General features: G+C 72.8%; 19 protein-coding genes. 8 read left to right on the forward strand and 11 right to left on the reverse strand.

Annotated features, from left to right (window positions below; genetic code table 11):
• Positions 1–53 precede the first annotated feature (53 nt).
• From ABH925_RS03720 to ABH925_RS03730, 3 genes are all read left to right on the forward strand, one after another.
• The gene (locus tag ABH925_RS03720; RefSeq protein WP_370145302.1) at positions 54–332 is read left to right on the forward strand and encodes an HPr family phosphocarrier protein; all 279 of its coding nucleotides are present in this window, start codon (positions 54–56) and stop codon (positions 330–332) included.
• Positions 333–428: 96 nt separating this feature from the next.
• Positions 429–2,177 carry an AMP-binding protein gene (locus ABH925_RS03725; protein ID WP_370145303.1) on the forward strand — a complete coding sequence of 583 codons (1,749 nt, stop codon included), beginning with the start codon at positions 429–431 and terminating at the stop codon, positions 2,175–2,177.
• Positions 2,178–2,504: 327 nt separating this feature from the next.
• Positions 2,505–3,632: an ATP-grasp domain-containing protein gene (locus ABH925_RS03730; protein ID WP_370145304.1), complete on the forward strand. Its 1,128-nt coding sequence runs from the start codon at positions 2,505–2,507 to the stop codon at positions 3,630–3,632.
• A 34-nt stretch (positions 3,633–3,666) separates the two neighbouring features.
• Here ABH925_RS03730 and ABH925_RS03735 read toward each other — a convergent pair whose 3' ends face one another.
• Positions 3,667–4,668 carry a DMT family transporter gene (locus ABH925_RS03735; protein ID WP_370145305.1) on the reverse strand — a complete coding sequence of 334 codons (1,002 nt, stop codon included), beginning with the start codon at positions 4,666–4,668 and terminating at the stop codon, positions 3,667–3,669.
• Positions 4,669–4,739: 71 nt separating this feature from the next.
• Between ABH925_RS03735 and ABH925_RS03740 the strand changes: the two genes are divergently transcribed.
• Entirely contained in the window at positions 4,740–5,672 is a 933-nt protein-coding gene (locus ABH925_RS03740; RefSeq protein WP_370145306.1) for a LysR family transcriptional regulator, read from the forward strand.
• 65 nt (positions 5,673–5,737) lie between these two features.
• Here ABH925_RS03740 and ABH925_RS03745 read toward each other — a convergent pair whose 3' ends face one another.
• Complete coding sequence (locus tag ABH925_RS03745; RefSeq protein WP_370145307.1) at positions 5,738–7,288, reverse strand: DUF6020 family protein; 1,551 nt, start codon at positions 7,286–7,288, stop codon at positions 5,738–5,740.
• A gap of 221 nt (positions 7,289–7,509) precedes the next feature.
• The gene (locus ABH925_RS03750) at positions 7,510–8,196 is read right to left on the reverse strand and encodes a hypothetical protein (protein ID WP_370145308.1); all 687 of its coding nucleotides are present in this window, start codon (positions 8,194–8,196) and stop codon (positions 7,510–7,512) included.
• Positions 8,197–8,308: 112 nt separating this feature from the next.
• Here ABH925_RS03750 and ABH925_RS03755 point away from each other — a divergent pair, with 112 nt between their 5' ends.
• Positions 8,309–8,950 carry a TetR/AcrR family transcriptional regulator gene (locus tag ABH925_RS03755; RefSeq protein ID WP_370145309.1) on the forward strand — a complete coding sequence of 214 codons (642 nt, stop codon included), beginning with the start codon at positions 8,309–8,311 and terminating at the stop codon, positions 8,948–8,950.
• A 69-nt stretch (positions 8,951–9,019) separates the two neighbouring features.
• Here ABH925_RS03755 and ABH925_RS03760 read toward each other — a convergent pair whose 3' ends face one another.
• From ABH925_RS03760 to ABH925_RS03780, 5 genes are all read right to left on the reverse strand, one after another.
• On the reverse strand, positions 9,020–10,540 hold the full coding sequence (locus ABH925_RS03760; RefSeq protein WP_370145310.1) for an MFS transporter: 1,521 nt from the start codon (positions 10,538–10,540) through the stop codon (positions 9,020–9,022).
• A 92-nt stretch (positions 10,541–10,632) separates the two neighbouring features.
• On the reverse strand, positions 10,633–11,367 hold the full coding sequence (locus tag ABH925_RS03765) for a TetR/AcrR family transcriptional regulator (RefSeq protein ID WP_370145311.1): 735 nt from the start codon (positions 11,365–11,367) through the stop codon (positions 10,633–10,635).
• A 404-nt stretch (positions 11,368–11,771) separates the two neighbouring features.
• Positions 11,772–12,314 (reverse strand): hypothetical protein, encoded by a 543-nt coding sequence (locus ABH925_RS03770; RefSeq protein WP_370145312.1) that lies wholly within the window; start codon positions 12,312–12,314, stop codon positions 11,772–11,774.
• Positions 12,315–12,336: 22 nt separating this feature from the next.
• On the reverse strand, positions 12,337–13,722 hold the full coding sequence (locus tag ABH925_RS03775; protein ID WP_370145313.1) for a M16 family metallopeptidase: 1,386 nt from the start codon (positions 13,720–13,722) through the stop codon (positions 12,337–12,339).
• Positions 13,719–15,086 carry a M16 family metallopeptidase gene (locus tag ABH925_RS03780; protein WP_370145315.1) on the reverse strand — a complete coding sequence of 456 codons (1,368 nt, stop codon included), beginning with the start codon at positions 15,084–15,086 and terminating at the stop codon, positions 13,719–13,721. Before ABH925_RS03780 ends, ABH925_RS03775 begins: the two co-directional genes overlap by 4 nt.
• A 257-nt stretch (positions 15,087–15,343) precedes the next feature.
• Here ABH925_RS03780 and ABH925_RS03785 point away from each other — a divergent pair, with 257 nt between their 5' ends.
• Positions 15,344–17,794: a DNA topoisomerase (ATP-hydrolyzing) subunit A gene (locus ABH925_RS03785; RefSeq protein WP_370145317.1), complete on the forward strand. Its 2,451-nt coding sequence runs from the start codon at positions 15,344–15,346 to the stop codon at positions 17,792–17,794.
• A gap of 94 nt (positions 17,795–17,888) precedes the next feature.
• Here ABH925_RS03785 and ABH925_RS03790 read toward each other — a convergent pair whose 3' ends face one another.
• Positions 17,889–19,478: an IucA/IucC family siderophore biosynthesis protein gene (locus ABH925_RS03790; protein WP_370145319.1), complete on the reverse strand. Its 1,590-nt coding sequence runs from the start codon at positions 19,476–19,478 to the stop codon at positions 17,889–17,891.
• A 93-nt stretch (positions 19,479–19,571) separates the two neighbouring features.
• Between ABH925_RS03790 and ABH925_RS03795 the strand changes: the two genes are divergently transcribed.
• Positions 19,572–21,155 carry an IucA/IucC family protein gene (locus tag ABH925_RS03795; RefSeq protein ID WP_370145321.1) on the forward strand — a complete coding sequence of 528 codons (1,584 nt, stop codon included), beginning with the start codon at positions 19,572–19,574 and terminating at the stop codon, positions 21,153–21,155.
• A gap of 16 nt (positions 21,156–21,171) precedes the next feature.
• A complete protein-coding gene (locus ABH925_RS03800; RefSeq protein ID WP_370145322.1) occupies positions 21,172–22,074 on the forward strand; it encodes a sucrase ferredoxin in 903 nt (300 codons plus the stop codon).
• Between the two features lie 62 nt (positions 22,075–22,136).
• On the opposite strand, the gene ABH925_RS03805 is transcribed toward ABH925_RS03800, so the two are convergent.
• Together ABH925_RS03805 and ABH925_RS03810 are read right to left on the reverse strand one after the other, a co-directional pair.
• Positions 22,137–22,835 carry a response regulator gene (locus ABH925_RS03805; RefSeq protein WP_370145324.1) on the reverse strand — a complete coding sequence of 233 codons (699 nt, stop codon included), beginning with the start codon at positions 22,833–22,835 and terminating at the stop codon, positions 22,137–22,139.
• Positions 22,832–24,487, reverse strand: coding sequence for an ATP-binding protein (locus ABH925_RS03810; protein ID WP_370145326.1), 1,656 nt, complete (start codon positions 24,485–24,487; stop codon positions 22,832–22,834). The genes ABH925_RS03805 and ABH925_RS03810 overlap by 4 nt, the downstream gene beginning before the upstream one ends.
• Positions 24,488–24,813 lie beyond the last annotated feature (326 nt).

The following is a 24,813-nucleotide window of genomic DNA, read 5'->3' on the forward strand; positions in this document are numbered from 1 at the left end:
ATCAGCATGATCCGGTCCACGCTTCCCGGAGTCACAGCGAAAGGCACCTCCCCATGGCTGAGCGCACCGTCACCGTCGGCTGGCCCGAGGGCCTGCACGCCCGTCCGGCCGCCGTCTTCGTCCGCGCGGCGGGTTCCGTCGGCGTGCCGGTGACCATCGCCAAGGTCGGCGGCACCCCGGTGAACGCCGCCTCGATGCTGGCGCTGCTCGGCCTGGGCGCGGAGGGCGGCGAGGAGATCGTGCTGGCCTCCGACGCCGAAGGGGCGGACGCCGCGCTGGACCGCCTGGCGAAGCTGGTCGCCGAGGGCCTGGACGAGCTTCCCCCGGCCTGACGCCCGGCCCGCGTGGGGGCTTGACCGCCCGGGCGCGCTGCTGCCACCGTGCGGCAGGCGGACCCGCGACGGGGCGGGACCGGGGAGGAGAGCGCCGTGGTCGGGAACAGTGCCAGTGCTGCCTACGAGGAGTTCAGGGCGGCCAGGGACGAACTGCTGGCCCGGCGCGGCGACCTGACCGCCGCACGGGCCTTCACCCGGCCGACCGCCGAGCACTTCAACTGGGCGCTGGACTGGTTCGACCGTGAGGCCGAGGGCAATGACGCGGTGGCACTGCGGGTCATCGACCTCGCCGCCGACGGCGCGGTCCGGGCCGAGACCGCGCTGACCTTCGCCGAGCTCAGCGCCCGCTCCGACCAGGTCGCCAACTGGCTCCGGGCGCACGGCGTGCGGCGCGGCGACCGGCTTCTGCTGCTGCTCGGCAACCGGGTCGCGCTGTGGGAGACCATGCTCGCCGCGATCAAGCTCGGCGCGGTGGTCATCCCCGCGAGTACCCTGCTCTCCCCCGCCGACCTGGCCGACCGGGTGGCCCGGGGCGCGGTCCGCTTCGTGGTCGCCGAGGCGGCACTGACCGGAGGCTTCGCCGGGGTCCCCGGGGACTGGACCGGGATCGCGGTCGGCGCGGGCGGAGCTGACGGCTCTCCCGTACCCGGGGGCTGGCTGCGCTACGAGGACTCGCACGACCACGACGGCGGCCGGTTCACCCCGGAGGGCGTCACCCGCGCCGAGGACCCGCTGCTGCTCTACTTCACCTCCGGGACCACCAGCAGCCCCAAGCTGGTCCAGCACACCCACCGTTCGTACCCGGTCGGGCACCTCTCCACGATGTACTGGATCGGGCTGCGCCCCGGCGACGTCCACCTCAACGTCTCCTCACCCGGATGGGCCAAGCACGCCTGGAGCAACTTCTTCGCCCCCTGGAACGCCGGCTCGGAGATCCTGATCGTCAATCAGCCGCGTTTCGCCGCCGTTCCGCTGCTGGACGCGATGGTGCGGTACGGCGCGACCTCCTTCTGCGCGCCGCCCACGGTCTGGCGGATGCTGGTGCTGGAGGACCTGACGCGGTGGAAGGTGGCGGTCCGCGAACTCGTGGGCGCGGGCGAGCCGCTGAACCCGGAGATCATCGAACGGGTCCGCGACGCCTGGGGCGTGCTGCTGCGGGACGGGTTCGGGCAGACGGAGACCACGGCGCAGATCGGCAACCCGCCCGGGCTGGCGGTGAAGCCGGGCTCGATGGGGCTGCCACTGCCCGGCTACACGATCGCCCTGGTCGACCCGCTGACCGGCGACGTGGTCACCGCCGACGGCGCCGAGGGCGAGCTGTGCCTGCCGCTGGACAGCGCGCCGCTCGGCCTGATGACGGGCTATCAGGACGACCCCGCCCGGCAGGCCGAGGCCACGGCCGGTGGTTTCTACCACACCGGTGACGTGGCCTTCCGCGACTCCGACGGCTATGTCACCTACGTCGGCCGGACCGACGACGTGTTCAAGTCCTCCGACTACCGCATCTCGCCGTTCGAGCTGGAGAGCGTGCTGATGGAGCACCCGGCGGTGGCCGAGGCCGCCGTGGTGCCGGCGCCCGACCCGGTCCGGCTGTCCGTCCCCAAGGCCTATGTGGTGCCGGCGCCGGGACACCAGCCGACCGCCGAGACGGCGCGCGACATCCTGGCCTTCGCCCGCGAGCGGCTCGCCCCCTACAAGCGGGTGCGGCGGCTGGAGTTCGCCGAACTCCCGAAGACCGTCTCCGGGAAGATCCGGCGGGTCGAACTGCGCGGCCGGGAGCAGGGCGACCCCGCCGGATTCACCGAGTTCCGCGAGGAGGACTTCCCCACCGGGAAGAGCTGACGCAGGACCGGGCGGGGGCCCAGTGCGGGGGCCGGACAAGGGCCGGGCGACTGCCGGAAAGCAGCCGCTCGGGGGCCGGCCCCGGCGTCCTGTGTTAACAACGGATGTCGCACCGGACGATGGCGTCGCCGCCACTCGCGCAACCACCCCCCGGCGTGATCTGATACGCCCACGACCCACGCGGCGCGGGTATCCCAGCCCCCGCAGCACGTCCGGTCGCACCCGACCACGGCCACGGCACGCGACGCCGCCCTCGCGCATGCCGTGGACCAGTGTCACCACGAAGCCTCCCCCCGCCCTGCCGGCCTTCGTCCTGGAGACACCGCTGTGAACCACCCGCTGCGCATCTGGCTGAACCGCACCTACGCCGAGAACGCCTTCTTCATCGGGCTGTTGCGGGAGAACCGCGACGGGATCGCCCTCGACGTGCACGCCACGCACGTCGATGCCGACTCGCCGGTGCTGCGGGCCGCCGACGTGTCCTCACTGGAACCGGACCGGCTCTCCCCGGCGGCGTACGTCGAGTTCGCGCTGGACTACTGCACGCGGCACGGCATCGAGCTGTTCCTGCCCCGACTGCACCAGCACGCGGTGGCGGCCCGGCAGCAGGACTTCACGGCCGTGGGCACGACCGTGCTCAGCCCGCCGGCCGCGGCGATCGAGCTGTTCGCCGACAAGGCCGCGGCCTACCAGGAGCTGGCGGCGGTGGGCCTGCCGGTACCACCGTGGTGGCGGGTGCGGAACTCCGCGGAACTGCTGCACGCGGTCGAGCAGATCGAGGCGGACGGCGGGGCGGCCTGCCTCAAGCCGGTCACCGGCGCGGGCGGCGAGGGCTTCCGGATGCTGTCGCGCACGCCGTTCTCGCTGGCCAGGCTGGCCGGCGCGCCCAGCTGGACGGTGTCGGTGGACCAGGTGGTGCAGGCTCTGGACGCCGATCCGGAGGAGCGGCCGGTGGACTGGCTGGTGATGCCGCATCTGGCCGGCCCCGAGGTGTCGGTGGACTGCCTGGCCGGTCCGGACGGCCGGCTGCGCGCTGCGATCGGCCGCAGCAAGGAGGGCCGCCGCCGCGGTTTCACCCTCGACCCGGCGTACCTGGAGCCGGCCGGGCTGCTGGTCGAGACCTTCGGTCTGGCCTACCTGACGAATGTTCAGTTCCGGCACCACCAGGGCGTACCGGTGCTGCTGGACATCAACACCCGTCCCTCCGGCGGACTGCACCAGCTGTCCCGCTGCGGCGTCAACTTCCCGTGGGCCGCGATGCAGCTGGCCCTCGGCCAGGAGCCGACCGGGATCGACGTACCGGCCCTGGGCGGGGAGTACACGCTGATCTCCACCCCGTACCCGGCACCGGCGCAGCAGCTGCCGATCCCGGGCCAGCGGCCCGCCGTCGAAGCCGTCCCGGCTGCCTCGGGGGCAGCCCCCTCGGCGGTCGGGGGCACGCCCGCCGCCGTCTGAACCGCGCCGAGCCACCCCGGCGCGGCGGGCGGGATCACGGTGTGGTGCAGGCGAGCTGAACCGACGCCGGCTCGGCGCCTCCGGCGTCCACTGCGGCCTCTACCCCGGCGCCCGTTCCGGCCGGCACTCCCCTGTCCGCTACGACCTCCGTGCCCGCCGCGGCCTCTGCCTCGGCGGCCCGCCGCCTCGTGGCGAGCCAGCCGCCGAACAGAACCAGCCCGAAACCGCCGACCGCGGTCCAGTGCAGCGCCTCGTGCAGCAGGGCCACCCCGAGCAGCACCGCGATCACCGGGTCCGCGTAGTTGATCAGCGAGGCGCGACCCGCTCCCGCCTCCGCGATCAGCCGGTAGTAGGCCAGGAACGCGGTCGCCGTGCAGAGCACGCCCAGCACCGCGACCGATCCGACCGCACTCGCGCTCGGCAGCCGGGTCGGCGCCATCAGCAGCGCCACCGGGAGCAGCACCACTGTGTTCAGCGTCATCGTCGACGCGACCACGCCGAGCGGCGGCACGTCCGACAGCCTGTTCTTGACCAGCAGCGCGGCCGCGCTGTAGCCCAAGGCCGCCAGCAGCACCAGACCCACTCCCAGCCAGCGGTGGCGGTCACCGCTCGGGTCGATGCCGACCACCGCGGCGACTCCGACCAGTCCGACGCCGAGCCCCACCGCCCGGCTGCCCCGCACGGTCTCCGAGGCGTCCCCGCTACGCAGCGCCAGGAGGGCGATCAGCACCGGCTGGGTGGCGATCAGCAGCGCGGTGAGAGAGGAGGGAATGTGCGTCTCGCCATAGGTGATCAACAGGAACGGGCCGGTGATATGAGTGAACGTCAGCAGGACGATGCTGCGCGCCCGTCCGCGCAGGGCACGCAGCGCACCACTGCGCCAGGCCACCGGCAGCAGGATCGCGGCCGCGATCCCGGTGCGCGCGACCACCACGACCGGCGGCGTCAGATCCTGCACCGCGATCTTGATGAACAGGTACGGGATGCCCCACAGCACGGACACCAGTGCGAAAAGTAGCCAGGCTCGGCGATTCATGGGCCCATCCTGCTGGCGATAGGGTCACCAGCAGAAGTGATGACTTACTGGTGTGGCATTAAGGAAAACTGATGGTTGATGTCCGTCGCCTGCACATCCTGCGGGAAGTCGCCCGGCAGGGCAGCTTCGCCAAGGCCGCCACCGCACTGCTGCTCACTCCCTCCGCGGTGTCGCAGCAGATCGCCGCGCTGGAGCGGTCGCTCGGCCTGCCCGTCGTGGAGCGCAGTACCCGGGGAGTCCAGCTCACCCAACCCGGTCGGATCATGGTCGAGGCCGCGGACGCGGTCGCCCTGGAACTCGCCGGCGCCCAGTCCCGGATCAGCGAGCTGGTCACCGGTCGCAGCGGCAGTCTGTGCATCGAGACCTTCAGTTCGGGTGGCCAGCTACTGCTTCCCGGGGCGCTCGCCCAGCTGACCGCCGACCACTCCGGCATCGAGATCACCGTGACCGAGGCGGAGCTCGACCAGAGCATCGCCCATGTCCGGGACGGCAGCACCGACCTGGCGCTGACCTTCCACTTCGACGGCCCCTACGCCCCGGAGGGTCAGCTGAGCTGGACCCCCCTGCTGAGCGACCCGTTGCTGGCCGTGCTTCCCCCGGGGCACCGGCTGGCCGACCGCGCCTCGCTGTCCCTGGCCGATCTCGCCGACGAGCCCTGGATCCTCGGCTGCCAGGTCGCCGGCACCGCACTGGCCCACTACGCGGCGGTCGCCGGATTCCGGCCGCGCGTGGTCTGCCGCTCCAGCGACTTCGTCTTCGCCCAGTCACTGGTGGCGGCAGGCATCGGCATCAGCCTGATCCCCCGCTCCACCTTGACCAGCACCCCCCGCACGGCCAACGGCCTGCCACCGGTCAGCACGCTTCCGCTGCACGGCCCCAGCCCGCGCCGCCACATCGGCGCCCTCACCACCTCCGGCCGCTGGCCGCGGCCGCTGGTCGACGGCATGCTCCAGGCCCTGCTCGACACGGCGCGAGCGCACACCCCCGAGGTCTCGCGCGGCTGACACCCATCCGCTCCGCGGCCCCCGCCCCCGGGCCTGTCCGGCCGGCCTTCGCGGGCCGACCGGCCCTATTCCGCCGTGCCCTGGTCCGCCGTCCCCTGGTCCGGCGTCGTCGACCACGGCGGGCCGTTCCGGCGCCGGGGGGCGAGCAGCGGCAGGCACATCAGCCCGATGAAGACCGGCGCGATCATGTAGCGGGCCAGCTGGGACGGATTCGCTGCCAGTACGGTGAGCTGCAGACCCAGGCTCACCCCCAGCAGCGCGCAGAGCGCGCGGTTCCGTCGCCGCCACGCCAGGAAGAGCAGGATCCCGTAGGTCAGATAACACCAGTCCACGCCGCGCCAGATCACCCGGGAGGGGTAGGGCAGGGTGCTGTCGACGTAGACCCGGTTCAGTTCGCGGTGCAGGGTCGCCGACAGCGGAGCGGACCTCAGCGCCGGGAGGTAGGGGTTGCCGTGCAGGGTGCCGGTGATCCCCGCCGCGTTGGAGTGATAGCTCCAGCTGCCGGGCAGTCCGCCCGAGGGCGTGGGCATCGTGACATACGTCAGCGTCCGGTCCGTGGTGGCGATCGGCAGCCAGGCGACGGTGGTCATGCACAGGTGTGCCCGGACCACCTGGAGCGGCGTGCGCTCCACTACCCGGACCCACAGGCCGAGCAGTTGGCTGCTGTAACGGTTGGCGGCGGCGGGGTTGAACGGCGCCCACATCAGCGAATCGGCGTAGCTGCAGTCCGAGTCCTGCCGCCAGTGCGACAGCGGGGCAACCTTCTGCATCAGTTGCAGGTCAGCGGCAGTGAAGCTGCTCGGGTCCACCTTGTAGACGACGCCGATCTCCACGAAGTTCAGTGCGTACACCGAGTCGCCCTGGGGCGACCGGACACCGGCCGCCGGGTAGACCCCGAACCCCAGCAGGGCGTAGAGCGCCACGGCCGCCGCGGTGACCAGCAGGACCGCCTTGCGCATCCCCGGCAGGAAGACCAGCAGCGCCACCGCGGCGACCAGGACCACCGGCAGGCCGTTGTTGCGGAACAGCGCCAGCCCGGCGAAGCCCAGGCCCAGCATCCCCAGGTCGAGCCGGGCCGGCCGGGGCCGCTGCCCGGTCCGCCGGGCCTCCAGGAACCGTGCCAGCAGGTGGACGCACGCCCCGAAGGCGAGCAGCGCGCTCAGCGAGAAGGCGACGTCCTTCCAGACGAACATGGTGAAGCTCGCCGTGGACGGCAGTACCGCCAGCAGCACCGCCGACGCCCAGATCCAGCGTCCCCGCGCGCCGAGCCGGTGCAGTCCCCCGGCGGTGTAGGCGGTGACGGCGGCAGCGGCGACGGCCTGGGCGAGGGTCAGCGCCCAGATGCCTCCCGTCCCCTTGAGCGAGAGCCAGAGCAGTGCGTCGTAGGCGATGGAGTGGTCCGAGATCCAGTGGCCGGTGGTCACCTCCCAGACATAGGTGTACGAGTCCGGGCTGAGCAGTCCGGGAAAGAAGGCCGCCCACTGGACCAGCAGGAGGAGCAGCACGGTCACGAAAACAGTCAGCGGGACCCGCCGCTCCGGCGGGACCGCCCGCAGTCGGGCCACCGACAGGCCCGGGGATTCGGGCGACGCCGCAAGAACCGCTGGACGGGCCATGCGCACGTTCTCCTTGGGTTGGGGCGCGCGCCCTTCCGGGGTCCCGCGCTTGCTCTGGAATGATAAGCAGACCTCGGTAAGCGCACCCTTCGACGTGGATGAGAAGGCCGCGCACCCGGCCATCCGGCGTAACCCCGGGGCCGGGCGACGGGACCACCGGCGACGGGTGGTCACCAGGGCCAAGCGGTCAGCGGCGACGGGCGGTCACCAGTCCCCAGCAGTCACCGGCGACGGGCGGTCAGGCCCGCCGCACAGACCCAGACCAGCAGGATCGGCCCGGAGACGAACGCCGCGTCGCCCAGACCGTTGAGCAGCAGCAGATAGCCGATTCCGGAGGCGGCCAGGGAGAGCGCCAGGACCACTCCGACGACGCCGACCCAGCGGGGCAGCGCCCCGCCTCGTCCGGCGGCCAGGGCGAGGGCGGCGAGCAGCAGCATCTTCACACCGTCCAGGTGGTTGACGGCGACGAAGAGCCCGCCCGCCAGTCCGGTCCGGTGGTCCGGCAGCGCCCAGGCGGTGAGCATCAGGCCCAGAACGCACTGCGCCAGCGACACGGCCACGGCGGCGATGCCGGTCCACAGCACGACGCCACGCGTGGCACCCGCCGGTACGGCGCGGCCGAGCCAGAGCACCACCACGGCAAGCGCGATCGCGGGCAGCCCCTCGCTCAGGAGGTTCTGCACGGTCGCCGCCGCCAGGTGACCCGCGTACCCGGCCACCACCTGAGGGCTGGACGCGTCGATCGGCACGTTCAGCGGGCGCACGCTCATCGCGACCAGGCCGGCCGCCCAGGAGGCCAGGTACGCCACCCCGGCCACACCCGCCGCCACCGACCGGCTTCCGGACCGCGCGGCCCCGTCCCGGCCGGCCCCCGCCTGCTGCTCCCCGGCTGTCACCGTGTTGGACATCGGTCACTCCCCCATTCGATACATGCAACGACGAGTTGCATTAGCGATGGTTCGAGTATGGTGGAGCCCGGAATCAAATGCAACTAATAATCGCGATAAGGGGTAGGTGCAGATGACCGCCCACGAGACGACCCCGGCGCCCGGCACCACACGGCCCGGGGGCCGCACAGCACGCGTGCGTGAGGCCGTGTTCGACGCCGCCCTGGAAGAGGTGGCCCTGCTCGGCTTCGACGACATCAGCGTCGAGAGCATCGCCGCGCGGGCGGGCGTCCACAAGACCACGGTCTACCGCCGCTGGGGGTCCAAGGACCAACTGCTCGGAGAGGCCCTCAAGGACGCGGCGGACAGCCGGATCGGGCTGACCGACTCCGCCGGCTCAGGGGATGTCGCGGACGAACTCCGGCTGGTGGCCCGGGCGGTACTGGCCACCGTGCGCAGCCGGGCCGGCGCCGCGGCGGTCAGGACCCTGCTCTCCGGCGGCCAGAGCTCGGCCGAGGTGCGCACCTTCATCGACGGTTTCTTCGACGAACGCATCGCCCAGGTCGCCCCGTTGGTGCGGCGCGCCGTCGAGCGCGGCCAACTGCCCCCCGGAACCGACCCGGTAGTGCTGTTCAAGCAGCTGGTGGGGCCGCTCTACTACCGGCACTTCATCATGGCCGACCCGCTCACCGAGGCCGACGCGGACCTGGCCGCCGCCGCCGCGACGGCCGCCGCCGCGGCCGGGACCTTCGTACCGCGGAGCGCCGGGGGCTGACCACCGCGCAACCACTGCGGCCCCGTCCCGGAAGTCCGGGACGGGGCCGCAGTGTCGGCAGGACTGGCGTCAGTGAATGATGACCGGGATCGAGTCCTCGCCGATCTCCTCGCCGACGCCGCCGGCCGGCGGGGCGACGGCGTCGCGCCCGGCGGTGACCAGCGTGAAGGCGATCAGCGCGGAGACCACCAGGATGCCGACCGCGAACCAGATGGCCATGGCGTAGCCGTGCACCTGGGCCTCGGCGAGCAGCGCCCGGTTTCCGTGGTGCGACTGAAGGAAGCTGGTGGTGGCGTTGACGGCGATGGTGCTGAGCAGCGCGGTGCCGATGGAGCCGCCGATCTGCTGCGAGGTGTTGATCATGGCCGAGGCCACACCCGCGTCCTTCGCCTGCACCTTGTAGGTGGCCAGGCTCATGGCGGGCATGAACGCGGTACCCATGCCGAGGCCCAGCAGCAGGAAGCCGGGGAGCAGCAGCGCCGGGTAGGAGCTGTCGACCTTGAGCTGGGTCAGAATCAGCATGCCCGTCGCCGCGACCAGGAAGCCGGGGCCCATGAGCAGCCGGGCCGGGACCCGGTTCATCAGGCGGGCGCCGATCTGGGTCGAACCGGTGATCATGCCGGCGATCATCGGCAGGAACGCCACACCGGTCATCAGCGGGGAGTAGCCCTTGACCTGCTGCAGGTAGTAGGTCAGGAAGAGGAACAGGCCGAACATGCCGATCACGGCGAGACCCAGCGACAGGTAGACGCCACCGCGGTTGCGGTTGGTGATGACGCGCAGCGGCAGCAGCGGAGCCTTGACCTTGCTCTCGACCAGCACGAACGCGGCGAGCAGCACGGCGGAGGCCACGAACATGCCGATGGTGATGGGCGCGCCCCAGCCGTCGCCCGGGGTGGACGCCTTGGTGAAGCCGTAGACCAGGGAGACCAGGCCGGTGGTGGCGAGCAGCACACCGGGGATGTCGAGGCGGTTGCGGTTGCGCTCGCCCTCACGCTCGTTGATGAACAGCAGCGCGCCGACCGCGGCGACCACCGCGAAGAAGATGTTGACGAACAGGGCCCAACGCCAGTTGGCGTACTCGGTGAGCGCGCCACCGAGGATCAGACCGACGGCGCCGCCGGCGCCGGCGATGGCGCCGAAGATGCCGAATGCCTGCGCACGCTCCTTGGCCTCGGTGAAGGTCACCGCGAGCAGGGACAGGGCGGCCGGGGCGAGCAGTGCGCCGAAGACGCCCTGCAGCGCGCGGGCGCCGAGCAGCATGCCCTCGTTCACGGCCGCGCCACCGAGGGCGGAGGCCGCCGCGAAGCCGACCAGCCCGATGATGAAGGCGCGCTTACGCCCCCACAGGTCGGATATGCGTCCGCCGAAGAGCAGCAGTCCGCCGAACGCGAGGCTGTAGGCCGTGATGACCCACTGCCGGTTGGCGTCCGAGATGTGCAGGTCCAGCTGCGCGTGCGGCAGGGCGATGTTCACGACGGTGGCGTCGAGGACGACCATCAGCTGAGCGATGGCGATGAAGATGAGCGCCTTCCAGCGCTGGGGGTCCGGCTCGGTCAGGGCCGGGCTGGCTGATGCTGTTCTGGGCATGGCGGTTCCCGTGACTGTGTGGGCAGACTGGAGCTAGGGCTGACGGGGCGTCATCGCCCGTCGTGTATTCGCTACCTGGTTCGGTGCGTTCGCTACGTGGATGTCACTGCGTGGTTCGTTGCTACGTGCTTCACGATGGTGTTCTTCGTGATGTCGTCACCCGCGCTGGAGCCCCCGGCGGAGGCACATCGCTCGCGCAGGTCGTCGAGGGTCGCGGCCCGCCCCGGCAGAACGGACGGCTGCGGCGTGCGCAGGCCGTCGAGGACGATCTGCAGGTGCCGGTGCACGAAGGAGAGATGCTCGGTCGGATTGGTGTCGGGCAGCGGTCGGGCGATATGAGCCACGATGATCATGATGTCGCCGGGGCCGACGTCGGTACGGAGGCTGTGCTCGGCTTGTGCCCTCTCCACGACCGCGCCCACGATGGCGTCGAGGCGGTCACGGGCGGCCAGGATCTCGGTCTCCCCCAGGTCCATCCATTCAGAGAGCATGGGGCACAGGGCACCCACCTTCCATTCGACCGCCCCGTGGACGAAGCCCTCCAGAGCGCTGAACGCGTCCGGCGCCGCGGCGCTGATCGCCTCGGCCTCGTCCGACATCGTCTTCAGCACCGCCAGCACCACGCTGCGGACCAGGTCACGACGGTCCGGGAAGTGCCGGTAGAGGGTGGCGTTACCGATGCCCGCGCGGCGCGCGATCTCGTCCAGCGGAGCCTCGGCACCCAGCTCGATGAACGCCTCCTGCGCCGCGGCGACGATCCGCTCGCGGTTGCGGGTGGCATCGGCGCGCAGCCGGGGCGTACCGCCCCTGGTGACCGTGGCGACCACGGGTGCACTCCTTTCGCTGCGAGCCCGAACTCTGTACGAGTCCGGACAGACCTACGAGCCTGGATAGTCGATCCGGGGATTTCCTCCCCGGTTCGTTGAGTCAATCAGCTAAACGGGGAGATGGTCCCCAGAAATTTCACAGGATGATGTGACCTGCGTCACATCGGAGCGGTCGAAACCTCTCTCCGGAAAACCGCTGGCCGCTCACGGCTGCGCAGCACTAGCCTGGCGCCCATGCACATCTCCGGACCGCACTAGTCGGATCCCCGCACCCGCCGCCCCGCGCCGCACCAGGCCGGCCCGGCGGGCGCTCGTTGATCCGTCCTGTCCGTGCGCCTGTGCTGTGGCGCCTGTGCGGTACATCTGGAGAATCCCATGTCACGCCCCGTCGGGGGCAGCGTCGGCTATCGCGCTGTCCTCTCGCTGCCCCATGCCCGCGCCCCGTTCGCCGCCGCCCTGCTGGCCCGGCTCTCGTACGGGCTGCTCACGCTGCCGCTGCTGCTGTGCCTGCTCTCCGTCGGCGGGGTGGGCGGCGGCCTGCTGTACGGACGGCGGAGCCGGCGGGCGTCACCGCAGCGGCGGTTGTGGGTGCTCGCCGCGGCGGCAGCGGTCTGCTTCGCCGTGCCCGCGCTGGTGCGGGGGCTGCCGGGCGCGGCGGCGGCGCTGTTCGTTGCCGGGGCGTGCACGGACACCCTGCTGATCACCGCGTACCTGCTGGTCGATCTGCTGGTCCCGGCGGGTGCCCGCACCGAGGCCGGGGCCTGGGTGAACACCGCCTTCAACCTCGGGGCGGCCCTGGGATCCGGCGCGGCCGGAGTGCTGACGGACCGTCTGGGCGCCGGCGCGGTCTTCGGCACCGCCGCACTGGTCGCCACGGCGGGCGCGGGGGCCGCGCTGCTGGTCGGCCTGCGGCGGCCGGCGGGCGGTGCCGCTCCGGAGAGGGGCACCGCCCGCCGGGTTGCCGCGGCGTCAGCCGTGGACGACGGTGACCTCGCCGATGCCGAGGTCCTTGAGCGGCGCGGCGATCACCGACGCGTCCCCCACCAGCACGGTGACCAGGCGGTCCGGCGGGAAGGCCGCGACGACGGCGGCGGTGGCCTCGGCCGTGGTGGTCTCCGCCAGGCGGCGGTAGACCTGTGCCTGGTAGTCGTCCGGCAGGTACTGCTCCACCTGGTCGGCCAGGGTGGAGCAGACCGCCGAGGCGGTCTCGTAGCGCAGCGGGGCGACACCGACGAGGTTCTGCACGGCGATGTCGCGCTCCTCGTCGGTCAGACCCTCCGCCGCGAGGGTGCGCAGGATGGTCCAGGTGTCGGCGAGCGCCGGGGCGGTGGACTCGGTGTCGACGGAACCGGAGATCGCCAGTATGGCCCTGCCGGTGCCGTCCGCGGCTGAGCGCAGCGGCTGGGCGAAGGCGCGGACACCGTAGGTGTAGCCCTTCTCCTCGCGCAGCACCCGGTCCAGGCGAGAGGTGAGGGTGCCGCCCAGGCAGTAGGTGCCGAGGATCTGCGCGGCCCAGGCCGGGTCGTGCCGGTCCGGGCCGATCCGGCCGATGAGCAGCTGGGTCTGCACCGAGCCGGGACGGTCGACGATGATCACGCGGCCCTGGTCGTCGGCGGTGACCGGCGCGGCGACCGAGGCCTCGGCCGGGCTGCCGGTCCAGTCGCCGAGGGTGGCGGCGAGCACCGCGTCGAAGTCGACGGAGGCGAAGTCGCCGACGATCACCACGGTGGCGGTGGCCGGACGGACATGTGCCGCGTAGAAGGCGGCGACGGCGTCGCGGTCGATGCCCTTGACGGTCTCGGCGGTCCCGGCGCGGGGACGGGAGATCCGGTCGGCAGCGTCGAACAGGTCTCCGTAGAGGGCGAAGGCGGCCCGGCGGGAGGGATTGGCGAGTTCGTGGACGATCTCGTCCAGACGGTTGGCGACCACCCGCTCGATCTCGTCGGCCGGCAGCGCGGGGGCGCGGACCGCGTCGGCGAGCAGGGTGAGGCCGCGCTCCAGGCGCGAGGCCGGGACCTCCAGCGAGAGCCGCAGCGTGGTGTGGTCGGCGTGGGCGTCCAGGGTGGCCCCGGCACGCTCCAGTTCGGCCGCGAACTCCTCGGCGCTCAGGCTCTCGGTGCCCTCGGAGAAGGAGCGCGCGAGGATGGTGGCGACCCCGTCCTGGCCCGCGGGTTCGGCGGCGAGCGGGGCGTCGAGCAGCAGTTCGACGGCGACCAGCTTCTGGCCGGGGCGGTCGCAGCGCAGCACGGTCAGGCCGTTGGGCAGGATGCCGCGGGTGGGGGCGGGGAAGGCCCAGGGGGTGGCCTCGCCCGGCTCCGGGCGGGGGTGGAACGTCATGGTCGGGGCGATGGTCACGCGTTCACGTCCTCGTCTGCGGCGGCGTCGTCGTTCTCGGTGTCGGAGTCGGGCGCGGCCGGCTCGTAGGTGAGCACCGCGCGGTTCCCGGGCGTCAGACAGCGCGCGGCGACGGCCCTGACCTCCTCCGCCGTGACGTCGAGCACCTTCGACAGCGCCGAGTCGAGCAGCTTGGGGTCACCGAACAGCACCGCGTAGCGGCACAGTTCGTCGGCCCGGCCACCGACGGTGTCCAGCCGGTCGAGCCACTCGCGCTCGATCTGCGCCTGGGCGCGCTCCAGCTCCTCGGGGGTGGGACCCTCGGCGGCGAAGCGGGCCAGCTCCTCGTCGACGGCGGCCTCGACCGAGGCGATCGCGGCGTCACCGGAGGTCTTGGCGTCGAGCCAGCCCAGCGAGGGGGCACCGGCCAGACGCAGCAGCCCGAATCCGGCGGTGACCGCGCTGCGGTCGCGCCGCACCAGGCGGTTGTAGAGCCGGCTGGACTCGCCCGACCCGAGGATGGTCAGCGCCAGGTCGGCCGCGTCCGCCTCACGGGTGCCGTCCAGCGGCAGCAGGTAGGTGGCCATCAGCGCCTGCGACGGGACCTCCTCGACCAGGTGCTGGCGCAGCGGCGCCACTCCGTCCCGGACCACCTGGCTGCCGTCGCGCGGCGGGCGCTTGCCGTCGTGCGCGGGGATCGAGCCGAAGTACTTCTCGATCCAGGCGAGGGTCTGCTCCGGGTCGATGTCGCCGACGACGGACAGTACCGCGTTGTTCGGCGCGTAGTACGTGCGGAAGAAGTCCTGGGCGTCGGCGAGGGTCGCCGCGTCCAGGTCGGCCATCGACCCGATCGGGGTGTGGTGGTAGGGGTGGCCGTCCGGGAACGCCATCGCGACCAGGCGCTCGAAGGCCGTCCCGTAGGGGACGTTGTCGTAGCGCTGGCGGCGCTCGTTCTTGACCACTGCACGCTGGTTGTCGAGACCGGTCAGGTCGAGCGCGGAGAGCAGCGAGCCCATCCGGTCGGCCTCCAGCCACAGGGCCAGCTCGACCTGATGGGCCGGCATGGTCTCGAAGTAGTTGGTGCGCTCGAAGCTGGTGGTGCCGTTGAGCGAGCCGCCCGCGCCCTGGACCAGCTCGAAGTGGCCGTTGCCCGGAACCGAGGCGGAGCCCTGGAACATCAGGTGCTCGAACAGGTGGGCCAGGCCGGTGCGGCCCTTGACCTCGTGGCGGGAGCCGACGTCGTACCAGAGGCAGACGGCGGCGACCGGCGTCAGGTGGTCCTCGGAGAGCACCACCCGCAGGCCGTTGTCGAGAGTGTGCTCGGAGATGCGGAAACCCGCGCTGGCGGGCGTTCCGTCGGTGGGGCTGGGGGCCGGGTGGGCCATCCGCTCGTCGTCCTTCCGGTCGGTGCTGCTGCGTGCTGGGTCGTGCGTGACGTCGTACTGGAGTCGTGGCTCGGGTGGTGCGCGGGCCGTGCGTGGATGCCGCGTCCGCTCATTGTGGTCCAACGAACGGGGGTACCGGGGCGTGCTTCTGTTCGCTGCGAGCGTGGCCGCGTCACGGGGTTGTCGGTGGCAGGGTCCACAATGGGGTGCCCGTACCCGAAGATGACCGACGTAAATGGCAAGGGAGCCCCGCCGCGATGGCCCGCCGCAGTTCGCAGACCCCACCGCCCGAGGATTTCGAGGAGCGCATCCTCGACATCGACGTCGTGGACGAGATGCAGGGCTCCTTCCTGGAGTACGCCTACTCGGTCATCTACTCACGCGCCCTGCCCGACGCCCGTGACGGGCTCAAGCCCGTCCACCGCCGGGTCCTCTACCAGGCCAACGAGATGGGGCTGCGTCCGGAACGCGGCTACGTCAAGAGCGCCCGCGTGGTCGGCGAGGTGATGGGCCGGCTCCACCCGCACGGTGACGCGTCGATCTACGACACCCTGGTGCGGATGGCGCAGCCGTTCTCCATGCGGCTCCCGCTGATCGACGGACACGGCAACTTCGGCTCGCTGGGCAACGACGACCCGCCGGCCGCGATGCGTTACACCGAGTCCAAGCTGACCTCGGCGTCGATGGCGATGGTGGAGTCGATCGACGAGGACACCGTCGACTTCACGCCCAACTACGACGGCAGCGAGCAGGAGCCCGGCGTTCTGCCCGCCGCCTTCCCGAACCTCCTGGTCAACGGCGCGACCGGGATCGCGGTCGGGATGGCCACCAACATGCCGCCGCACAACCTCGCCGAGGTGGTGGCCGCCGCCCGGCATCTGATCAGGCATCCGGCCGCCGACCTGGACACCCTGATGCGCTTCGTCCCCGGGCCCGACCTGCCGACCGGCGGGCGGATCGTGGGCCTGAGCGGGATCAGGGACGCCTACGAGAGCGGCCGGGGCACCTTCAAGATCCGCGCCAAGGTGACCGTGGAGGACGTCACCCCGCGTCGCAAGGGCCTGGTGGTGACGGAACTTCCGTACAACATCGGCCCCGAGAAGGTCATCGCGAAGATCAAGGACCTGGTCAACGCGAAGAAGCTGCAGGGCGTCTCGGACGTCAAGGACCTGACCGACCGCAGCCACGGTCTGCGGCTGGTCATCGAGGTGAAGAACGGTTTCGTCCCCGAGGCGCTGCTGGAGCAGCTCTACAAGTTGACGCCGATGGAGGAGTCCTTCGGCATCAACAACGTGGCCCTGGTGGACGGCCAGCCGCTGACGCTGGGCCTCAAGGAGCTGCTGGAGGTCTATGTCGACCACCGCTTCGAAGTGGTCCGGCGGCGCTCCGACTTCCGCCGCCGCAAGCGTCAGGAGCGGCTGCACCTGGTCGAGGGCCTGCTGGTGGCGCTGCTGGACATCGACGCGGTCATCGCCGTGATCCGGGGCAGCGACAACACGGCCCAGGCCAAGGAACGGCTGATGGAGCGCTTCTCGCTGTCGGAGACGCAGACCGTCTACATCCTGGACACCCCGCTGCGCCGGCTGACCCGCTTCGACCAGGTCGAACTGGAGGCGGAGCAGGACCGTCTGCACACCGAGATCCAGGCGCTGACCGAGATCCTCGAATCGGACACGGTGCTGCGCAAGGTGGTCTCGGACGAACTGGGCGCGGTCTCCAAGAAGTTCGGGACCGAACGGCGCACGGTGCTGCTGGAGGCCGGCGCGGTGCCCACCGCGGCGGTGCCGCTGGAGGTCGCCGACGACCCCTGCCGGGTCCTGCTGTCCTCGACCGGGCTGCTGGCCCGGACCGCCGACGCGGTGCAGGCGGTCGACGCCGACACCGGCCGGACCAGGCACGACGTCATCGTCTCGGCGGTCGCGGCGACCGCGCGGGCGGACATCGGCGCGGTCACCACGCTGGGACGGGTGCTGCGGCTGCCGGTGATCGACCTGCCGTCGCTGCCGCCGAGCTCCACCGCGCCCGCCCTGTCCGGCGGCGCGCCGGTCTCCGAGTTCCTCAAGCTGGACGCGGGCGAGCAGGTGCTCGCCCTGACCACCCTGGACGAGTCCTCCCCCGGCCTGGCGCTGGGCACCGAACAGGGCGTGGTCAAGCGGGTGGTCCCGGACTGGCCGGAGAACAAGGACGAGTTCGAGGTGATCGGCCTCAAGGACGGCGACCGGCTGGTCGGCGCGGTCGAGCTGACCACCGGCGAGGAGGACCTGGTGTTCATCACCTCCGATGCCCAGTTGCTCAGGTTCCAGGCGGGGCAGGTCCGGCCGCAGGGCCGGCCGGCCGGAGGCATGGCCGGCATCAAGCTGGCCACCGGGGCCCGGGTGCTGTCGTTCCATGCGGTGGACCCGGCCGCCGACGCCGTCGTGGTGACCGTCGCGGGCGGGACCGAGGCGCTGGACGGGCTCGGCCTGGGGACGGCGAAGGCCACCCCGTTCGACCAGTACCCGCGCAAGGGGCGGGCCACCGGCGGGGTGCGCTGCCAGCGCTTCCTCAAGGGCGAGGACGTCCTGGTCCTGTCCTGGGTCGGCCCCACCCCGGCCCGGGCGGCGACCGCCAACGGCTCCCCGGCCGAACTCCCCGGCCGCGATCCGCGCCGTGACGGCTCGGGCGTCCCGCTGGCCAAGGCCATCGCCGCGGTCGCCGGCCCGGCCTGACCGCACGGCACCACCGCAGCGACGCCCCCCGACCACGGTCCCGCAGTCCCCCGGCCCCGGCCGGACGACTGCGGGACCGCGCCGTTCGCGGGCGTCAGCGCGCCGGGGCGGCCAGCGGGTTGGCCAGCGGGGCGTACGTGGAGTCGCCACCGTCCGCCCCGGTCCAGCGCAGCAGCAGGTTGGTCTTGGCCGGGATGCTCGGGGCCGCCAGCAGGTCGCGGACCTCGCCGTGGTCGGCGTAGCGGGCGAACAGCTCGCGGGCCGTCGGCCACAGGTCGGCGGCCAGCGCGGGGTGCCGTTCCAGCAGCGCCCCGGCGATCTCCAGCAGATGGTTCGTCACCAGGCAGTAGACCAGCCGCTGCCAGCCGTGCGCGGCGTCCACGGCCGGGGTGGGCAGGTCCGGGCCGAGACTCGCCAGCAGCTCGGCATGGCGGTGGGCCAGCAGCTTGACGCCCTCGTGGTCGCGGAAGACCGCACGTCCCGGCAGGCCGTCCTCGTCCATGGTGACCAGGACGTTCTGCAGATGGCACTCCAGCACCACGCCGTGCTCCAGGTAGGCGTGCAGCACCGGCGGCACGACCCGCTCCAGGTAGCGGCGCCACCAGGCGGTGGCCCGGGCCGGGGTCAGACCGTCCAGCGGGCTGCCCGAGTAGCCCTCGCTGAGGCCGGCCGCCAGCTGCGGGCGGGGTCCCGCACCCATGCCCTGGCGCACCAGCACCGCCAGCGCCTCGTAGCCGTCCATACCTCCGAGACCGGCGGTACGGTGGCCCCGGTCGGCCAGCACGGCCGCCCCGGCCGGGGCGTCTGCGAAGGCCTTGCCGACCACCTCGTCGACCGGGGCGAGCCAGCGCAGGTCGCGCAGCCAGAGCCGGCGGATGTCGTTGGTGATCCGCACGTCCAGGCTGAACTTCAGCGACAGGTCGGCGTCCGGCAGGTGGACCGTCCGCACCGAGGAGGTCGCCCAGGCGCGCTCCCTGGTCGGGCCGAGGTCCAGCAGCCGGTCGTCCTCCCACAGCCGCCCCCGCAGGGCCGGGTCCTCCGCGATCAGCTCCAGCTGCCAGGGGTGCGCGGGCAGCACCCGGTAGCCCTGCGGAGGCCGGTCCCCCCACAGCTCGTCCAGCACGGCGGTGTCGCCCGCACCCGCCAGCAGGTCCTCCCGCACACCGAGCAGCCTGAGCGGGAAGGACGCGTAGGCCTCCGGTGCGTACGGCAGCCAGCCGGCCGGCGGGCCACCGCCCCGGGTCTTGGCGGCCGGGTGGTAGCGGTGTCCGGCGACCAGCGCCTGCTCCGAGCGCAGGTAGAGGTCGGCGGCGGGCCGGGCCCGCTCCCGGGCCGCCAGCAGTGCGGCGATCACCTCGCGGCTGTCGGCGATCTCGTCGGTCAGGGTGGTGTTGTCCACCCCGGTCCGCGCCCGCAGCTCACCCTCGGCGACGTCGACCAGCCCGGCCAGGGTCAGCGGCAGCGGGCCCTGCGGCGTCTCCAGCGCGGGCGCGGACGGCCAGCGCCCCGGCCCGACCCGGATCGTCCGCCCCGAGGCCGGAAGCCGCAGCGAGGACCCGTCGGACGCCCCCTCCGGCCCCGGCCCGGGCACCGCCAGCTCGCGGACGACGCAGTTGAGCAGCCCCGTCATCGCCAGGACATCCGCCTGCTGCTCGCACTCGGTCACGCCCCCGCGCTTGGTCATGCCGTCGCCCTCTCGCCGCCGTCCCGGTCCGCACGCCCGCACGGGCACGCCTGCTGCCATGATCCGTCATCAACCTGGGGTATGACGTTCCTCATGCACTCCGATCCACGCCCCAGGGGGCGCGTCCCCCACCGTCCGCAGGGTCACACACGTCCGCTGGAGGCATCGTTCGAGGCCGAACTGCACGTAGTCCGCCCGTCGCTGGTCGAGCCCTACCGGGAGGCGCTGCCGGGGGCACGGGCCGCCGTGCTGGCCCGGCTGTACCGCTCGCTGCGGTTCGAGGACCTGCCCGGCACCGCCGGCCGCCGCCTGAACGGACCGGACCTGCGTGCCTACGACGTGGGCGCGCCCAAGGACGAGCTGACACTGCGTCTGGACGGCCGCGAGTACAGCCACCCGGCCGCGCTGCTGGCCGATCTGGCCCTGCCCGGCGGCGCGGGTCTGGTCGCCGAGCTGGACCACAGCGTCGCGTCGCTGGCACTGTCCCGGGCCGGGGCGTCCCCCCGGACCGGCCGCGACCTGGTCGCCTACGAGCAGAGCGTGGTGGACGGCCATCCCTACCACCCGTGCTGCCGCAGCCGGCCCGGCTTCACCGTCGCCGACCAGCTCGCCTATGCCCCGGAGCACCGTCCGGTGGTGGACCTTCGGACGGTGGCGCTGCCGGCGACGCACTGCGCGGTCGTCGGCGACTGGCCGGACACCCTGCGGGACGGCCGGGGCCGGGTGCTGCTGCCGGTGCACCCGTGGCAGGCCAGGGTGGTGCTGCCCGGCCTCGGCCTGTCCGAGGCCGGGCAGGCCGAGGCCGGGCTGCTGCCCGCCCGGCCGCTGATGGCGGTGCGCACCCTGGCCCCGGTAACCGGCGGCCCGCATCTGAAGACCGCGCTGTCGCTGCGGATGACCTCCTCGGTGCGGGACATCTCCGGCGGCTCGGTGCTGGACAGCGTGACGCTGTCCGAGCTGCTGGTGGCGGTGACCGGGCGGCTCGGCGGCGCGCTGTCGGTCACCCGCAACCTGGCCGCGGCGAGCGCCCTGGTGGGCGGTGCGCTCAGCCCCGATCTGGCGGTGCTGCTGCGGGAGTCGCCGGAGCTGCACGCGGGACCGGACGAGCGGGTGGTGCCGCTGGCGGCGCTGGCGGTGCCGCCGCTGCCCGGCACCGGCGACCGGGTGGCCTGGCTGGGCCTGCTGGCCAGGCTGGTCTGGCCGCCGCTGCTGCGCCTGCTGGCCTGGGGCGTGGCCCTGGAGGCGCACGGACAGAACCTGCTGGTGGTGCTGGACCGCGACGACCGGCCGCGACGGCTGGTCTACCGGGACCTGGCCGACATCCGGGTGAGCCCGGCCCGGCTGTCCGCCGTCGGGATCGGCACCGCGCGGCTGGGCAGCCGCATCCTCGACGACGATCCGGCGGTGCTGCGTCGCAAGCTGTTCGGCTCGCTGGTCGGCGGTTCCCTCAGCAGCCTGGTCTCCGCCTTCGGCGGCGGCGACCGGGGCGTCGAGGACGCCCTGTGGACGACGGTCGCCGACGCCGCCTCCGATGCGGCCGGCGTGCTGACCGACGGCGACCGCCGCGCCCTGCTGGAGCAGCCGCTGCCGGTGAAGGCGCTGTGCCGGATGCGCCTGGACGGCGGGCCGGCCGGAGACCAGTGGACGCTGATCCGTAACCCGCTGCGGGTCCGGTAAGGCTAACCTTGCTCGCGTGAGCACCTGCACCGCCCTTTCCAGGGAACTGACCGAGCCCCTGAGCGGAACCGCCGCTCCAGGGGCCACCTGGCTGCTGCTGGAGCAGTCGGGCCCCTGGGGTGCGGAGGCGCTGACGCAGAGCCACCTCGACCCGGCCCTCGGCCAGGCCCTGGAGGACCGCACCCACTCCACCGGCCTGCGCATCGCACTGATCCGGCGCCCCGGCCGGCATGCCGACTGCCCGCCCACCCCGACCCGCCAGGTCTACCTCGGCCACACCCGGCCGGGCCTGTCCTGGGTGCGCTCGCTCACCGTGGCCGACCCCGCCGAGCTGCTGGACCTGGATTTCGACGCCCTCGGGGCGGGTGACCACGGCGGCGTCGGCGCGGAGCACACAGCCGGCCCGCTCGCCCTGGTGTGCACCAACGGCCGGCGCGACCGCTGCTGCGCCCTGCTGGGCCGGCCGCTCGCCGCCGAACTGGCCGCCGGCGGCCAGGCCCAGGTCTGGGAGGTCACCCACCTGGGCGGACACCGCTTCGCCCCGACCATGCTGGTACTCCCCTTCGGCTACGCCTACGGGCGGATGTCCGCTCCGGTGGCGAAGGAGATCCTGGAGGCGACCCGGGAGGGGCGGATGGTTCCCGAGTGGTCCCGGGGCCGCGCCTTCTGGGACCGGCCGGGCCAGGCCGCCGAACTGGCGGTGCGCATGCTGACCGGTGAGGACGCCGCCGAGGCGCTGACCCTCGGCCAGCGGCAGCTCGCCCACGACCTGTGGTCGGTGACGGTCACGCACGGGGACGGCCGCCGCTGGGCGGTCGAGGTCCGGCGCAGTGCCGCCGAGCCGGCCCGGGCCGCGAGCTGCCTCAAGGACCCCACCCACCCGGACCGCTTCGACGCCACCGTGATCACCCCGCTCTGACCGAATTTCGCCGTGACCGCGGCACCGTCGGGCAGCGCTCGACGACCCGGAGCGGACGCGGCTCAGCCGGCGTCGCGGTAGCGGTGCTCGGGGCGGCCGGTGGCCCCGTAGCGCAGTTCGAGCCGGGCGGCGCCCTCCCGTACCAGGTAGGACAGGTAGCGCTGCGCCGTCGCCCGGGAGACCCCGGTCAGCTCGGCGACCTCCGCCGCCGACAGGTCCCGCCGCGCCGACCGGACGGCCTCGCGGACCAGCGCCAGGGTGGGCGCCGAGTGGCCCTTCGCGGGGAGCGGGGCCGGCAACGGGGCCGGGCGTCCCGCCTGGAACAGCGCGTCCACCTCGGCCTGGTCCGTCTCGGTCGCCTCGCCCAGCGCCTCCATCCGGCTGCGCAGCTCCTGATAGGCCGTCAACCGCTCCTGCAGCGCCGTGAACCCGAACGGCTTCACCAGGTAGCCGACGGCGCCCAGCCGCATCGCCTCGCGCACCGTCGCGACATCCCGGGCCGCAGTGATCATCAGCGCGTCCGGGCGCCCGCCGGCCGCCTCGCTCTCGCTGATCAGCCGCCGCAGCAGCTCCAGGCTGCTGCCGTCGGGCAGGAAGATGTCCAGCAGCAGCAGGTCCGGGCGCAGGGCCCCGACCGCCTCCAGCGCCTCGGCGACGCTCGCCGCCTGACCGACCACGGTGAAGCCGGGCACCTTTCCCACGTAGGCGGCATGGATGTTGCTGACCCGGAAGTCGTCGTCCACGACCAGGGTACGGATCACCGGTCGCCCCTGTCCGCGGCACCGACCAGCGGCGGGAGCCCGGTCAGCCAGCCCGCGTCGGCCGGTACCGGCCGGACGTCGGGGAGGGGCAGCCGGACCTCGAAGACCGCACCGGGGCCCGCCGTGACCGTCACCGCGCCCCCGTTGCGCTGCACCAGCCGGTGCACCAGCGCCAGTCCCAGGCCCCGGCGCGCGGTGCCCCGGTCCGGGCGGGTGGACCAGCCGTCCTCGAAGATCGACTCAAGGGCGCCCTCGGGCACGCCGGGGCCGGTGTCGGCGACCCGCACGGTGATCCGCGCCGGATCCTCGCGCAGCGTCAGCGCGACCAGCCCGGGACCGTCACCGCCGGCCGCCGCGTCCACCGCGTTGTCCAGCAGGTTGCCGACGATCGTCAGCAGCCGCCGCAGGTGCGCCGGACGGTCGCCGAGCAGCGAGTCCTCGGTGAGCTCCAGCCGCACGCCACGCTCGGCGGCGACCGTGGTCTTGGCGACGATCATGCCGACCAGCAGCGGGTTGCCCACCCTGGTCCGCACCGACTCGGCCAGCAGCCGCTCGGCCGAACCGAGTTCGACGGCGTACTCCAGCGCGGACTCCTGCTCGCCCAGCTCCAGCAGCCCGGCCAGGGTGTGCATCCGGTTGGCGAACTCGTGCTGCTGCGCCCGCAGCGCGTCGGTCAGGCCGCGCACCGAGTCCAGCTCGCGCAGCAGTCCGATCAGCTCGGTGCGGTCCCGCACCGTGACGACCGCGCCCAGCTCCCGGCCGTGCAGCACCACCGGCATCCGGTTCACCGCCAGGCAGTGGCTGTCGGTCAGCACGGTGAGGTCGTCGCCGACCAGGCTGCCGTCCAGGGCCCGCAGCAGACGGCCCTCCGGCAGCACCTCGTCCAGCCGGGACCCGAGCGCCGTGCCCAGCCCGAGCAGCCGCCTGGCCTCGTCGTTGACCACGCTGATCCTGCCCTGGGGGTCGAGCGCGACCACGCCCTCCCTGATCCCGTGCAGCATCGCCTCGCGGTCCTGCAGCAGACCGGCGATCTCCTCCAGCTCCAGGCCGAAGGTACTGCGCTTGAGCCTGCGAGCCAGCACATAGGACGCGACGGCGCCCACGGCCAGCGCGATCGAGGCGTACAGGCCGAAGCTGGGCAGCTCCCGCAGCAACTGCTCCACCACGTGCTTCTCGGCGATGCCGACCGAGACCTCACCGACCAGCGCCCCGGACGGACCGTAGAGCGGGGCCTTGCCGTTGGCGGAACGGCCGGTCACACCGTCGTCGATGCCGGTGTAGGTCCGGCCGCCGAGGACCGCGATCGGCTCCTCGACCGCCTTGCCGATCAGGGCGGGGTCCGGATGCGAGTGCCGCACCCCGTGCAGGTCGATGACCACCACGTAGAGGGCACCCGAGGACTGCCTGACCCGGCTTGCCACGCTCTGCACCGCCGCGCCGGAGTCGCCGTACTCCATGGCGCTGCGGATCTGCGGTTCGGCGGCCGTGATCTGGGCGATGGCCAGCGCCCGCTGCTCGTACTCGTGGTCCAGCTGGGACCTCTGGGCCACCGCGAACAGCAGGAACCCGATCACGCTGGTGATGCCCAGGATGGCCAGCTGCCCGGCGAGGATCCGGGTGGAGAGGCGGTGGCGCGTGCCGCGCAGCCTCATGAACGCCTCCTCCCGGGTCTGCGGCCGGCCGGTTGGCCGTGCCCGCGTCTCGGAGATTGTGCCTGGTAAGGATGGCTTTGCCTACCCCTGTCCCGGTGCGCAGAACGAGCAGAACTCCCGGCCCGCAACACCCGCCGCAACACCTGCCGACGGAAGCGTCCATGGCTGCCGGGTGACAGTGAGGTGAACGCCACATCACCGCCCCCACCAGTGCATTCGTCAGGGCGGTGACGCAATTCCGGTTCCTGACGCGGTCTGCACACCTGAACTGCCCACGGAACCCTGTCCGCAGGAGTTACCCTGGATATGCCTCCGGGCGCGCCTCC

It is taken from the genome of Streptacidiphilus sp. EB129 (genome assembly GCF_041262645.1).
In the GTDB taxonomy this organism is placed as follows: Bacteria; Actinomycetota; Actinomycetes; order Streptomycetales; family Streptomycetaceae; genus Streptacidiphilus.